The organism is Thiococcus pfennigii (assembly GCF_016583835.1).
GTDB classification, from domain to species: Bacteria; Pseudomonadota; Gammaproteobacteria; order Chromatiales; family Chromatiaceae; genus Thiococcus; species Thiococcus pfennigii.
Map to the genome: position 1 here is coordinate 31,766 of NZ_NRRW01000018.1, position 13,530 is coordinate 45,295.

12 protein-coding genes are annotated in these 13,530 nt (G+C 72.4%); 6 read left to right on the forward strand and 6 right to left on the reverse strand.

What is annotated here, in order from left to right; genetic code table 11:
* Window positions 1-126: 126 nt before the first annotated feature.
* From cobT to CKO41_RS08215, 4 genes are all read right to left on the reverse strand, one after another.
* On the reverse strand, window positions 127-1,185 hold the full coding sequence (cobT, locus tag CKO41_RS08200) for a nicotinate-nucleotide--dimethylbenzimidazole phosphoribosyltransferase (RefSeq protein ID WP_200381799.1): 1,059 nt from the start codon (window positions 1,183-1,185) through the stop codon (window positions 127-129).
* Window positions 1,186-2,057: 872 nt separating this feature from the next.
* Entirely contained in the window at window positions 2,058-3,569 is a 1,512-nt protein-coding gene (locus CKO41_RS08205) for a cobyric acid synthase (RefSeq protein ID WP_200381800.1), read from the reverse strand.
* A 13-nt stretch (window positions 3,570-3,582) separates the two neighbouring features.
* Window positions 3,583-4,569 carry a threonine-phosphate decarboxylase CobD gene (gene cobD, locus CKO41_RS08210; protein WP_200249331.1) on the reverse strand — a complete coding sequence of 329 codons (987 nt, stop codon included), beginning with the start codon at window positions 4,567-4,569 and terminating at the stop codon, window positions 3,583-3,585.
* Window positions 4,570-4,602: 33 nt separating this feature from the next.
* Window positions 4,603-5,178, reverse strand: a complete 576-nt coding sequence (locus CKO41_RS08215) for a DUF1134 domain-containing protein (RefSeq protein WP_200249333.1) — start codon at window positions 5,176-5,178, stop codon at window positions 4,603-4,605.
* Between the two features lie 266 nt (window positions 5,179-5,444).
* Between CKO41_RS08215 and CKO41_RS08220 the strand changes: the two genes are divergently transcribed.
* Genes CKO41_RS08220 through CKO41_RS08245 form a run of 6 tightly spaced genes read left to right on the forward strand, consistent with a single transcriptional unit; the run spans window position 5,445 to window position 12,040 of the window.
* The gene (locus tag CKO41_RS08220; protein WP_200249335.1) at window positions 5,445-6,257 is read left to right on the forward strand and encodes an MlaE family ABC transporter permease; all 813 of its coding nucleotides are present in this window, start codon (window positions 5,445-5,447) and stop codon (window positions 6,255-6,257) included.
* Between the two features lie 4 nt (window positions 6,258-6,261).
* Complete coding sequence (locus tag CKO41_RS08225; RefSeq protein ID WP_200381801.1) at window positions 6,262-6,999, forward strand: ATP-binding cassette domain-containing protein; 738 nt, start codon at window positions 6,262-6,264, stop codon at window positions 6,997-6,999.
* Entirely contained in the window at window positions 6,996-8,102 is a 1,107-nt protein-coding gene (locus tag CKO41_RS08230; protein WP_200381802.1) for an MlaD family protein, read from the forward strand. Before CKO41_RS08225 ends, CKO41_RS08230 begins: the two co-directional genes overlap by 4 nt.
* Window positions 8,090-8,731: an ABC-type transport auxiliary lipoprotein family protein gene (locus tag CKO41_RS08235; protein ID WP_200381803.1), complete on the forward strand. Its 642-nt coding sequence runs from the start codon at window positions 8,090-8,092 to the stop codon at window positions 8,729-8,731. The genes CKO41_RS08230 and CKO41_RS08235 overlap by 13 nt, the downstream gene beginning before the upstream one ends.
* Before the next feature lie 50 nt (window positions 8,732-8,781).
* Window positions 8,782-10,173 (forward strand): hypothetical protein, encoded by a 1,392-nt coding sequence (locus CKO41_RS08240; protein WP_200381804.1) that lies wholly within the window; start codon window positions 8,782-8,784, stop codon window positions 10,171-10,173.
* A complete protein-coding gene (locus CKO41_RS08245; protein ID WP_200381805.1) occupies window positions 10,157-12,040 on the forward strand; it encodes a diguanylate cyclase in 1,884 nt (627 codons plus the stop codon). Before CKO41_RS08240 ends, CKO41_RS08245 begins: the two co-directional genes overlap by 17 nt.
* Window positions 12,041-12,074: 34 nt before the next feature.
* On the opposite strand, the gene CKO41_RS08250 is transcribed toward CKO41_RS08245, so the two are convergent.
* Both CKO41_RS08250 and CKO41_RS08255 read right to left on the reverse strand, forming a co-directional pair.
* Window positions 12,075-12,377 (reverse strand): DUF3240 family protein, encoded by a 303-nt coding sequence (locus tag CKO41_RS08250; protein WP_200249348.1) that lies wholly within the window; start codon window positions 12,375-12,377, stop codon window positions 12,075-12,077.
* A complete protein-coding gene (locus CKO41_RS08255; RefSeq protein WP_200249350.1) occupies window positions 12,374-13,333 on the reverse strand; it encodes a sodium-dependent bicarbonate transport family permease in 960 nt (319 codons plus the stop codon). Before CKO41_RS08255 ends, CKO41_RS08250 begins: the two co-directional genes overlap by 4 nt.
* Between the last annotated feature and the right edge of the window lie 197 nt (window positions 13,334-13,530).

A 13,530-nucleotide genomic window follows, 5' to 3' on the forward strand; every position in this document is an offset into this window, starting at 1 on the left:
AAACACGCGAAATACACGAAAAGGCAGAATATATGCGGGAGAATCTGCAATTTTTTTCGCGACTTTCGCGCATTTCGTAGTTTCTTGTCTTCCCCGCGCTTGCGTCGGTTGTTTCTGCGCCGTCCGTTACATCTGCGGCGAGACCTCGGCCTCGGCGAAGGTCGCCATCTCGTTGTGCAGGGCGCAGGCCATGCGCAGCAAGGGTACCGCGACGGCGGCGCCGCTGCCCTCGCCCAGGCGCATGCCGAGGTCCAAGAGCGGTCGGGCGTCGAGGGCCTCGACGACGCGCCGGTGGCCGGGCTCTGCCGAGGCGTGCGTGAGGATCAGCCAGTCGCGGGTGCCCGGGTGCAGGCGGGTCGCGGCGAGCGCCGCGGTCGAGCTGATGAAGCCGTCGACCAGGACCGGCAGGCCCATCTGGGCGCAGGCGATGTAGCTCCCGGCCAGGGCCGCGATCTCGAAGCCGCCGAGGCGGCGCAGGGCCTCGCGCGGGTCGTCGAGGTGGTCTCGATGGTGGGCGAGGGCGCGGCGCAGGACGGCGACCTTGTGCGCGATGCCACCCGCGTCGAGGCCCGTGCCCGGACCGGCGAGCGCCTCGGGGTCGAGGCTCAGCAGGGCGCTCGCCAGGCCGGCCGAGACGGTGGTGTTGCCGATGCCCATCTCCCCGCCGATGAAGAGGTCGGCGCCGGCGAGGCGGGTGCGCTCGGCGGCGTGACGCCCGGCGGCGAGCGCCCGGGCGCACTGGTGCTCGTCCATCGCGGGGCCGGCGACGAAGTTGGCCGTGCCCGGGCCCAGGTCGCAACGCACGACGCCGGCGAGCGCGCCCGGATCGACGACCGTGCCCAGATCGACGATCTCCATCGTCGCGCCGAGCGCCCGGGCGGCGACGCTGATGCCGGCCCCGCCGCGGGCGAAGTTCTTGATCATCTCGGCGGTGACGGATTGCGGAAAGGCCGAGATGCCCTCGGCGGCCACCCCATGGTCGCCGGCGAAGACGACGATGGCGATGCGCTCGGCGCGCGGCCGCTCGGTGCCCTGCATCGCCGCGAGTCGCACGGCCAGCTCCTCGAGCCGGCCGAGCGAGCCGCGCGGCTTGGTCAGCACCTGCTGACGGGCCAGGGCGGCGGCGCCGGCGGCCTCATCGAGGGCCGCCGCGGGGACATCCAACCATTCAAGACCTTGGTTCACTCATCTCTCCAATCGGGATACGGACATGCGTGGTGCGCGCCGACGGGTGACGATCCTGAGCCTGAGCGGTCTCGGGTCCGCGGCGGCGCGGCATTAGTATCGCATCTCGCCGCGCTGGCGGGGCTGGGTAGGCATTGGCGGCACAGGGTTGAGGCGGAGGCTCGGCGAGGTATGTACCCCAGCCGCGATCGGCGTCGCCCGCTGGCCGCGGATCGGCCGTGCCTGCGACGCCGTAGGGCGGGAAAGCGAAGCGCATCCCGCCGCTCGTAATCGCGCGTCGCATCGCCCGCGGAACGGGCTTGCCGTGTTGCGCGCGTCGATCCCGGTCAGCTGTCGCAGGCCGCCGCATGGGACAGCTCTCCCAGGGGGGCGACTTAGGCAACACACGGAAAATAAAAGACCACGGCGACGTTGGGTTACGGCGCGCATCCAACGCCTTACCAAGACCTCAAGGCCCGAGACGGCGCGCCTAACCCAACGGCCTCGCACCCGAAAAAGATATCTCGCGCAGAGACGCAAAGGCGCGGAGAAGGAGAAGAGGAGCGTACTGGTGACATCGACCAAGGCTTTCTCTTCACTTTGCGCCTACCGTCTCTGCGCCAGCCCGGTCGGGTGAGGCGCGCCGGCACGGCGGTCGCCGAGCAAGAAGGGCGTGCGCGCACCGTAACCCGACAGCGGCCTCGGTGGGGGCCGCGTTGGCGGTCGTCGGGTTACACCGGAGAGGCTAACCCGACATGGCTCGTCGTTTCGCGGGCCTTGCCTGAGCGGCGCGAGTGTCGCCACCGGGAGTGGGTGACTCGGGAATGGCGCGTTGTGCTGCGCTCTTGGGTGGCGGGATGCGTTTCGCTCAGGCATGGCGGGATGCGCTGCGCTCAGGCATGGCGGGATGCGCTGCGCTTTCCCGACCCGATCGTTCGGTCTGGGGGCAGGCCGAGCAGGGTCAGCAGCGCGGTCGTGTCGAGGTGCTCGGCGACCAGGTCGGCGAGTCGCTCGAAGGTCGCCTCGCGTGCGGCCGCCGTGTCGGTCGGCGCGAGACCGGGGCGGCCGGCCCAGGCGAGGAGGGCGGCGCAGGCCGGGGCCTCGTCGAACAGGCCGTGCAGGTAGGTGCCGAGGATCTGGTCGTCGTCGCTCCGGGCGCCGTCCGGGCCGTGGGCGAGGGCGAGGGCCGGGCGCGCGAGGGCCGGACCTTGGGTCACCCCGGCATGGATCTCGTAGCCGGCGACCGCGACGTCGGCGAAGGCGAGGCGGCCGGTGACGTTGCGCAGCTGCTTCTCCGGGGCCAGCGTCGTCTCCAGTCCCAGCAGTCCGAGGCCGGCCGAGCTCCCGGCCGGGCCCTCGATGCCGAGCGGGTCGTGGATCCGCTCGCCGAGCATCTGGAAGCCGCCGCAGATCCCGATCAGCCGGCCGCGGTAGCGCAGGTGGCGGTGGATCGCCGCCTCCCAGCCCTGGGCGCGCAGCCAGGCGAGGTCGGCGCGCACGTTCTTCGAGCCGGGCAGCAGGATCAGGTCCGCCGGCGGCGGTGCCCTGCCGGGGCCGACGAAGTCGACCTCGACCTCCGGGAGCCGCCGCAGCGGGTCGAGGTCGGTGTGGTTGGCGATCCGCGGCAGGGCCGGGACGACGACGCGGAAGGGCCGCTCGTCTCCGGCCGCTGCCAGCGCGCGCGGCAGGGCGTCCTCGGCCTCGAGCATCAGCCCATGCAGATAGGGCAGGACGCCGAGCACGGGTTTGCCGGTGTGCCCCTCGAGCCAGCGCAGGCCCGGCTCGAGCAGGGCGAGGTCGCCGCGGAAGCGGTTGATGACGAAGCCCGCGATGCGCGCCTGCTCGCTCGGCGACAGGAGCGCCAGCGTGCCGACCAGGTGGGCGAAGACGCCGCCGCGGTCGATGTCGGCGATCAGCACGACCGGGCAGTCGACGGCCTCGGCGAAGCCCATGTTGGCGATGTCGTGGGCGCGCAGATTGATCTCGGCCGGCGAGCCGGCGCCCTCGACGACGACCACCTCGTAGGCGTCGCGCAGCCGTGCGAACGACTCCAGCACGGCGCGGCGCGCGACGCGCTTGTAGTCGAGATAGGCGCGCGCCTCCTGCTCGCCGATCGCGCGGCCCTGGACGATGACCTGGGCGCCCCGGTCGGTCGTCGGCTTGAGCAGCACCGGGTTCATGTCGCTGTGCGGCGCGAGGCCGCAGGCCTGGGCCTGGACCGCCTGGGCGCGGCCGATCTCGCCGCCGTCGACGGTCACGGCGCTGTTGAGCGCCATGTTCTGCGGCTTGAACGGGGCGACGCGCAGGCCGCGGCGGGCGAGCCAGCGGCACAGGGCGGTGACGAGGAGGCTCTTGCCGGCGTCGGAGGTCGTGCCCTGGACCATCAGGGCGCCACCGGCGGTCATCGCGGTGCGGTCCTCAAGGCGCCGTGGCGCTGGCGAGCGCCGCGGCGAGGCGCGCCCAGGCGGGCTCGTCGCCGGGCAGCCCGAGGCGCAGGCTCGCGGGGGCGTCGAAGAGGCGCGTCAGGATGCCCTGGCCGGCGAGGGCCTCGTGGATCGCCGCGGCCCGCGGGGTGAGGACCCATTGAAAGAGCGCGCAGCCGCCGCTCGGCGCCAGGCCGTGGCGGGCGAGCAGGTCGGCGAGGCGTTGCGACTCGGCCGGCAGCCGCTCGTGGGTCGCGCGCTGCCAGGCCCGGTCGGCGAGGGCCTGGCGGGCGGCCCAGCGCGCCGGGGCAGCGATCGGCCAGGGGCCGAGCCGTTCGCGCAGTGCCTCGGCGAGCGCCGGCTCGGCGAGGACGAAGCCGACCCGCGCCCCGGCCAGGCCGAAGAACTTGCCGAGCGAGCGCAGCAGGATCAGGCCGGGCCGCGGGCCGAGGTCGGCGAGGCTCGACTCGGGGGTCGCATCGATGAAGGCCTCGTCGACGACCAGCCAGCCGCCGTCGGCGGCGAGCCGGGCGTGCCAGGCGAGGAGCTCCTCGCGCCCGAAGCGTGCGCCGCTCGGGTTGCCCGGGTGGATCAGCACCAGCGCCTCGACCGGTGGCAGGTCCTCGCGCAGGCGCTCGGCGGTGATCGGCAGGACGGTGTGGCCGGCGCGCCGCCAGGCCTCGGCATGCTCGGCGTAGCCCGGGTCGAGCACCGCGACGCGCCCCACCGGGCGCAGTCGCGGCAGGGCCTGGATCGCCGCCTGGCTGCCGGCGACCGGCAGCGGTGCCGGGTGGCCGTAGTAGGCGCGCGCGGCCTCCTCCAGCCCGTCGTCGTCCTCGGGCAGCCGCTGCCAGAAGGCCGCGGGCGGCGGCGGGACGGGCCAGCCGTTCGGGTTGATGCCGGTCGAGAGGTCGAGCCAACGCGCGAGCGGGATGCCGTGGCGCGCCGCCGCCTGGCGCAGGCGGCCGCCGTGTTCAAGCATGGCGGCGGGGGTGGTTGGCCATCGGCTCGGACCTCAGAAGGGGTTGAGGTTCGAGTGCTTCGTGAAGTCCATGTAGCCGGCGCTCAGGCCCTGACGCCAGCCGGCGCCGAAGCGGATCGGGGCGATCACGACGCCGTCGGACTGCAGGTAGTTCACGCCGACGCCGCCGACGAAGTAGAGGCTCCCCTCGATGCCCGGGAAGCGCTGGTACAGGGCCTCGGGGTCGGGCAGATCATAGATGAGGACGAAGACTTTGGAGACGTTGAGGCCGATGTCGAAGCCGATCGACGGGCCCTGCCAATAGACGGGTTGCTCGAGGTAGGGCTTCATGTGCAGGGTCCCCTTGCCGTAGCGCAGCCCGACGGCGAGCGCCCCGGCGATCTCCTCGCCGGTGATGTAGGCGTTGGGCTCGCCCTGCTCCTTGAAGACCTTGCGGACGACGTCGGCGAGGTTCGCCGCGCCCTGGCCGAAGAAGTTCTCGACGCTGGCGAGGATCTCCTGTTCCTTGTAGGTCTCGGTCTGGCCTTGGGTCTGCGACTGAAGCTCGTCGGCGGCAGCCGGGATGGCGGCGAGCCAGAGGAGTGCGAGGAGCGTCGGGAGCCTGTGCATGGACGTTTCTCCAGCGTGATCGGTGAGCGTCGTCGCGGCCCCCGGGCGTGCGCGGCCGTCGGAGAGGGAGTGGCGTTCTGTCGTCGAGGGCCATGTCTCGAGCGGGGCGACCGGAGGCCGTGTTCGGCCTGCGAGACCCGCGGGAGCGCGGTGTCATGCGCGCTACAGTAAAGCAAAACACGGTCCTCGACCAAGGTCGTCCGGCACGCGGCCCCGATCGTGTTATCGTTCCGAGTCTAACTGGGAGCCTGGCGAGTCCTGCGATCATGAGCCATCTTCTCGCGCGCCGGGCGGCTGGGGCGACCCCGCGCCCCCTCGGCGGGCCACTCGGCTGGTTGGAACAGCTCGGCCTGGGTGCGCTGACCCTCGCCGCCTGCCTGCACCTCTACGGGCGCATCCTCCTCGGGCGCGCCCCGCTCGACATGCCGGCCTTCGCCGCCGCGCTGCGCCAGGCCGGCCTGTCGATGCTCGGCGCCATCACGCTGGTCGCGGTGGCCCTTGGCCTGATCCTGGGCGCCCAGATCGAGTCGGTCCTCGCGCGCCTCAATCTGCCGGGGCTCGCCCTCCTGCCGGTGACCTATCTGGTCGTCATCGAGTTGGTCCCCATCCTGGTCGGGATCCTGGTGGCGGGGCGCGCCGGGGTCGCGCTGGCGGTCCGCCAGGCGAGCCTCACGGCCAGCGGCGAGATGGACGGGCTGCTGGTCCAGGGCATCGATCCGCGCGAACTCACCGTCGGCCCCATGCTGCTGGCCATGCTCTTGATGTCCTTCGCCTTCGCCGTCTGGATGACGCTGATCGCGTTCCTCTGCGCCTTCCTCTGGCTATGGGTGACGGCCGGCATCTCGCCGGCCCTGTTCGTCGATGCGCTGCAGCGTGCGCTGGCGCCCGGCGACCTGCTCGAGGCGCTGGCCAAGCCGCTCGTCTTCGCGCTGCTGATCGCGCTGATCGCGACCGTCAACGGCACCGCCGCCGGGCGCGAGCCGAACGGCGTCGCGCGGGCCGCGACCCGCACCATGATCGGGGCTGTGGTCGCGATCCTGATCGCCGACCTCCTCTTCATTCTGTGGGTGGAGGGTTGACCCCATGACCGCCGCGGTCGCGCTCGAGGGGGTCTTCCAGCACATCGGCGGGCGCTGCGCGCTGGCCGACATCGATCTGCGCCTGGAGCCCGGCGAGTGGCTCCTGGTCATCGGCCCGAATGGCGCCGGTAAGACCCTCCTCACCCGCCTCCTGCTCGGGCTCGATCGGCCCTCGGCCGGGCGGGTGCGCCTCGCCGGCGAGGACCTGGGTACGCTCGACGCCGCGGCGCTGCGGCGGCTGCGCCAGCGTCTGGGCGCCGTGCTCCAGGGCGGCTCGCTGCTCGAGGAGTTGACGGTGCTGGAGAACCTGCTGCTGCCGCTGCGCGCGGCGCCGCTCAGCCGCGACGAGCGGGCCCGCGCGGCGCGTCTCGCGCTGACCCGCTTGCAGCTGGACGGGCTGGAGAACCACTGGCCGCGCTCGCTCTCGCTTGGCCAGCGGCGACGCGTCGAGCTCGCGCGGGCGCTGATCCATCGCCCGGCCCTGGTGATCTGGGACGGCCTCACCGACGGCCTGGACCCGGGGGCGGCGAGCGACACGCTGGCCCTGTTGGCGGTCGAGCGCGACAGCCAGCGGCTGACCCTGGTCGCGACCGACAACCGTGCCGCGGCCCTCTCGGACTACACCGAGCGGGTCGCCGTACTCGACCGCGGGCGGCTCCTCTTCGATGGCCGTCAGTCCGACCTCGCCGCCGCGGCGGCCGAGGACCTGGCGCTGCGCTACCTGCTGCGGGCCGAGCCATGAGCGGCATCGAGCGCCTCTATGCTCCGCCGGAGATCGGCGCGCCGGGTCAGCGTCGCGGCCGGGAGCGCCGCCGCGACCTGCGCCTGGCTGGGCTCTTCGTGTTGGCGATGGCCGGCGTCGCCGTCGGTGCGCTGGCCCTGCTGCGCCCCGGCCTGTTCGGCGGGACCTATCTGGTCACGGCCTACTTCGCGGACGCGACCGGGCTCGCGGCCGGGATGCCGGTCCTGCAGTCCGGCTATGCGATCGGCCTCGTCGACACGGTCGCGCCCCGTTTCCCCGGGCGCGATGCCGACGCGGTCCATTGCCCGGGACCGGCCGCCGATCGCCCGGGCGCCGTCGAGCACCCCTGCTTTCGGGCCCGGCTGCGGATCGCCGGGGACTGGCCGATCCCGGTCGACAGTCGCGCCCTGGTCGGCTCGGCCGGCCTGCTCCAGGGGGCGGCGATCAAGATCGAGCCCGGCCGCGCCGGGGAGCGACTCGCCGACGGCGGGCGCCTGCGCGATACGGGCCGCGAGACGGACCTGATGGCCCAGCTTGCGACCCTGACCGATTCGCTCCAGGCCCTCGTCAGCGAGACGATCGCCCCGACCCTGGCGAGCATCCAGCAGCAGGTCCGGGCGATCGAGGCCCTGATCGGCGCCGGTGACGCGCCCGGCGGCGAGGACGGCGAGGGCGACGGGGAGGAGCGCCTCGCCGGGGCGCTGGCGAGCGTGCAGCGTTTGGCCGCCGGGATCGAGTCGGTCGTCGATCCGGCCCAGCTCGGGCGTATCCTCGGCGCGATCGAGGAGGTCTCGGTCAACCTGCGCGAGGCCTCGGCCGGCCTGAGCAGCGGCACCGCCGAGTTGCGCGTCGCGGTGCGCCGCTACGGCGAGCTGGCCGGCGACCTGCGCCAGGTCGTCGAGCGCAGCGAGCCGGATGTCAGCCGCTCGCTCGACGATGCCCAGTACCTGCTCCAGGAGTTGGCCGCGACCCTGACCCCGATCCTCGCCAACATCGAGGAGGCCACGCGCAACCTGGCGGCCCTCTCGCGCGACCTGCGTGCCAACCCGGCCGTAATCCTGCGCGGCCGCGAGACCGAGGACCCCTCGCCATGGTCCAGATGAGCCTCGTGCGTCTCGCCATCATCGCCCTGGCCCTGCTGCTCGCGGCCTGCGCCGCGTCCGGACCCGTCGAGCGGGATCGCTACTACCGCCTGAGCCCGGCCGAGGCGCTGGCCATCGCGCCCGCCGGTCGGCCGGTGGCGGCGACGCTGCGGGTCGACCCGCTCGCCGCCCGCGGCTTCCTCGGCGGGCGCGAGATCGTCTACCGCACCGGCGAGGCGCCGCACGAGGTGCAGCGGCACCAGTACCACCTTTGGGAGACACCGCCGGCGGTCGCGCTCGCCGACGCCCTCGTCGAGGCCCTGCGCGCGGCCCGGCTCTTCGAGTTCGTCGCCGATCGCTCCGGCGGTGGGCGCGCCGACTATCTCCTGGACGGCACCCTCAGGGCCTTCGAGCACCATCCGGACGATCGGTCGGCGCGCGTCGTCGTGGCCTTCGACCTGATCCTGAGCGATGCCCGCACCCGCCGCACCCGGCTGACGCGCAGCTACCGGGGCGAGGAGCCGCTGGCCGCCGACGACCCGTCGGACATGGTCGCGGCCTTCGAGCGACTGACCGCCCGGCTGATCGGCGAGGCGGTGCGCGACCTGCAGGCCGAGCGCCCGCGGCTGGTCGCGGGCGGCGCACGGTGACGGGCGGGGCCGATCCGCTGGCCGCTCTGTACCCCGAGGAGGCGGGAGCGATGGCCGTCGCGCTCGATCAGGTCCGCATCCCTGGGCCGCCGCCCGGGCTCGCGCTCGATGCCACCGAGCGCGACGACCCGCGCCCGGCGGTGCGCTATCGCCGGCGGCTGATCCAGTGGTTCGGTCTCGACGACGACCTCGACGGTCGGCTCGGGCTCATCGACAAGGCGCTGCCGCACGCCCTCCACGACCTGATGCTGAGCGACCTGGCGGTGCGCGAGCGGGCGACGCCGGCCGATGTCCCGGCGGGCACGGCGCGGCTCTTCTGGCGCACCGGGCTCGGTTTCGTGCGCTTCGTCGCCGACCCCGAGGTCCGGCGCCGCTTCGGGCTCGCCGGCGCGACCGTCCACCTGGCGATGAATTGCGACCCCCACACCCGCGACCGCGAGAGCATCCAGGCCGCGAAGCAGTTTCACCTGCACCTGATCTGCTGGACGCGCGCCGAGTTGGCCGCGCTGGCCGACCCGGGGCCGCTGGAGCGCCTCGGAGACTTGGCCGACGCAGCGCTTCTCCGTCAGGTCCTGGATCCGCTCGCCTTCCTCGGCGCCGATCTGGTCGCCGATGCCGTCGCCGACCTGCCGCTCGGCCTCGCCGGCGCCGACTGGCTCGCGCCGAGCCCGGCCGAGGTCGTCGCCGGGCGCCGCCCGGCCGGCGCCGTGCTGCGCCTGCCCGGCTGGCAGGCGCTCGACGACCCGGCCTTCGCCGATCTGGTGGGGCGTCTGCATGGGCGCCTGGCGCCCTGGGCGGCCCGCCTGCTCGGGGCCTTCACGGGCCGCAGCGAGCCGCCGCCGCGCTGGCGGCGCCACCGGCTCTTGCCGCGGGCGCGGATCGCAGCGAACCTGGCGCGGCTGCCGCTATCGGCGGCCTCGCGCGCCGGCCTTGCCGTCCTCGCCGAGCGTCTGCATGATCTGCCGGCGCCGCTCGCCGAGCGTCTCGCCGCCGCCACGCCGGCCCGTCGTGCGCGGCTGATGACCCTCAACCAGCCGAGCTACGCGCTCTGCCTGCAAGAGGCAAGGCAAGAGAACGGGCGAGAGACCCGGTCAGGGACTGGGACGGGCGAGGGGCCGGCCGTCTATCTCTGTCTGCAGCCCAAGCTCTTCTCCGGGATCGGTGGCGCCGGCCTGTTGCGGCTCGCCGGCGTGCCCTGCGTGCGCGTGCGCCGGGGCTGCGGGACCTTCACGGCGGCGCAATGGGCCGAGCGCGCCCGCTTCCAGCGCGCCTTCGCCGCCTTCAACGAGGCGCGGTTGTCGGGAACGCCCCGACTCGTCTGCGGGCCGCGGCGCACCTTCGCCGGCCCGCCCGCTGGCTGGGTCGACGGCACGGCCGGCGATCCTGGCGCTGCGGGTCGATGCAATCGGGATCCATGCAATGATCATGTCGCTCAATCGTAAGATCACCCTCCTGCTGGTCGCCTTCGCGCTCGGGATCCTGATGACGGTCGGGGCCATCAGCCTCTATGCCTTCCGCTCCTTCTCGATCGCCTCGTCGACGGCCCATGTGAAGACGGCCGCCGAGATCGTGCGGGTCTACCTCACCGAGTCGATGATCAATGGCGTCATCGACAAGCGCGAGCAGGGCCTGACGCGGTTGGCGGAGGTGCACAACCTGCGCACGGCGCGCGTCGTGCGTTCGGCGTTCGTCAATCGGCAGTTCGGGCCGGGGCTGTCGCGCGAGATGGCCGCCGATCCGATCGAGGCCCGGGTCCTCGCCGACGGCCGGGCGCGCTTCGAGCTCGACGAGGCGGCGGGCGAGCCGGTCTTTCGCGGCACCATCCCGTACACGGCGACGGCCCGCGGCGAGCCCAACTGCCTGCAATGCCACCAGGTCGAGGAGGGGACGGTCCTCGGCGTCGTGACGATCGAGCTGTCGCTCGCCGAACTCCAGCGCCGGGGCGCCTACGATGCCCTGGCCGTCGTCCTGGCCGTGCTGCTGATCTCGATCCTGGCGATCCTCTGGGCGCGGCGCCTGATCCTGCCGGTCGGCGACACGGCCGTGGCCATCGGGGAGGTCGTGCAGCGCGCGCTGCAGGGCGATTTCAAGGGGCGGATCCGCCAGCGCACGCGCGATGACATCGGCCAGATCGCCGCCCACATCAATCGCCTGCTGGCCTTCCTCGACCAGGGCCTGTCGCAGATCGGCGCGCGCGTCGCGCAGCTCACCGGCCGGCCGCCGCACCGCGACGAGAATCAACTCCAGGCGACCATCGACATGGTCGACAATCTCACCGACGCGACCCGCTTCAAGGCGACGATCGAGGAGGACGAGACCAAGACCGAGATCTACGAGCGCTTCGGTCGCCTCCTCGGCGAGCGTTTCGCGGTGCGCGAGTACACGATGTACGAGGTCCAGGACACGGGTGACGAGGGTCGCGGCCTCGTGGTCGTGGCCGTCGATGGGGCGATCGGCGGCGCCTGCCGCTGGTGCGACCCCCAGGTCGAGCAGCGCGGCGACCTGTGCCGCGCGAAGCGCTCCGGACACCCGGTCGATGGCCTGGTGCAGCCTGGCGTCTGCCTGGCGTTCCTGCCGCGGGAGGCCGAGGTCGACGGCGTGGCGCGGCGCCACTACTGCCTGCCGCTCATCCAGTCCGGGACCGTCGGCACCGTCATCCAGTTGGTGACGACCGTCGCCGAGGCCGAGACGCTGCTCGAGCGGTTGCCGTTCGTGCACGTCTATCTGCGCGAGATGGCCCCGGTCCTGGAGGCCAAGCGGCTGACCGAGACGCTGCGCGACTCGTCCTTGCGCGATGCCATGACCGGCCTGCACAACCGGCGCTTCCTCGAGGAGTACATCGACACGCTGGTCCGCGGCGCGCGCCGCCGCGACGGCCGGCTGGCGCTGCTGATGCTCGACCTCGACTATTTCAAGATGGTCAACGACAACTACGGACACGACGTCGGCGACAGCGTCCTCAAGGGGTTGGCCGAGGTCCTTCAGGACTCGGTGCGTGCCTCCGACATCCTCGTGCGGTTCGGTGGCGAGGAGTTCCTCATCGTCCTGCAGGATGTCGAGCCCGAGGCGGGCGTCGCGGTGGCCGAGAAGATCCGCCGGCGGGTCGCGGAGTTCCGCTTCCGGGTCGCCGACGGCGCGCTGCAGAAGACCATCTCGATCGGCGTGGCGGTCTTCCCGGACGACGGCGAGACCTTCTGGCAGGTCCTCAAGTACGCCGATGTCGCCCTCTACCGCGCCAAGGAGGAGGGGCGCGACCGGGTCGTGCGCTTCACGCCCGACATGTGGCGCCAGGGGGGCGAACTCTTCTGATCCGCCGGCCCGGTCTGCGCCGCTCCGCGGGCGGTCAGAACTTCTCCGGTCGCAGCACGGCCACGTCGGAGACGAACAGGATCATCGCGTAGTGTGCGTAGTAGCGGGCCTGTAGGTGGGCGGCGATGGCCTCGGCGGTGGCCGCGTCGCAGACGATCTCGACGCGGATGTTGCTGCTCTCCCCCCAAGCGGCGTTGCGCGTGCCGCGGCTGCCCTTGCCGCGCGCATCGGTGACCGTGTAGCCGCTCGCCCCGAGGGCCTCGAGGTCCTTGACCAGGAGTTGTTCGAGGGCGGCCTCGGTGACGATCGTGAGCAGTCGGCGCGTCGTGGCGTTCATGGGCTCGGGCCTCCGGTGAGGGCGAAGAGTCTCGTCGCCAAGGCATGGTAGAGGGGGATGCCGATCAGGATATTGAACGGGAAGGTGACCCCCAGCGAGACGGCCAGCGACAGCGTCGGGTTGGCCTCCGGCACCGAGATGCGCATGGCCGCTGGCACGGCGATGTAAGAGGCGCTCGCCGCCAGCGTGGCCAGCATGGCCGTGCCGCCCAGCGACAGCCCGAGGGCCAGGCCCAGGGTGGCGCCGATCAGCGACGAGAACAGCGGCATGGCGATGCCGAACGCCACCAGGAAGAGGCCGTGGCGGCGCAGGCTGCCGAACTGGGCGGCGGTGATCAGCCCCATCTCCAGCAGGAACAGCGCCAGGATCCCCTTGAACAGGTCGAAGAACAGGGGCTCCACGGGCGCCAGCCCCTCCGGTCCGGCGGCCCAGCCGATGAGGAGACCGCCGACTAGCAGCACGATCCCCTTGCCGAGAAAGATCTCGTGCGCCATCGTGCCGAGGCGCAGATCGCGAGACAGACCGCGGGCGAGCAGGATGCCGACCAGGATGGCCGGGATCTCCAGCACCGCGAGCAGGAGCGGCATGTGCGCCTCGAAGGCGACCTGGCGGGAGGCGAAATAGGCGGCGGCGACGGCGTAGGTGGCGACGCTCACCGACCCGTAGTGCGCGGCGATGGAGGCGGCGTCCGCGCGCGGCAGACGCCCGATGCGGCGCAACACCGGAAAGGCGATCAGCGGCAACAGCATGCCCATCACCATGACCGCGAGGGCCTGCACGGCGAGATCGCCGAAGGGCTGGCGGGCGAGTTCGGCCCCGCCCTTGAGGCCGATCGACAGGAGCAGCAGCATGCTCACCAGCTCGTAGACGGCCGCCGGCAGGCGCAGCTCCGAGCGCAGCAGGCCAGCGGTGAGGCCGAGCAGGAAGAACAGCGGGACGGGATCGACGGCGTTCATCCTAAGCACCGAAACACACGAAAAGGCAGAATATACGCGGAAGAATCTGGGGTTTTCGCGACTTTCGCGCATTTCGTGGTTTCTTGTCTTCCACGTGCTTGTATCGGTTGTTTTTGCACCGTTCCTAAGCCTCTTCGCGATGTCAACGACTTGAATCCATGATGAAGGGGGCAACGGCTGAGGTGTCCCCACGAAAT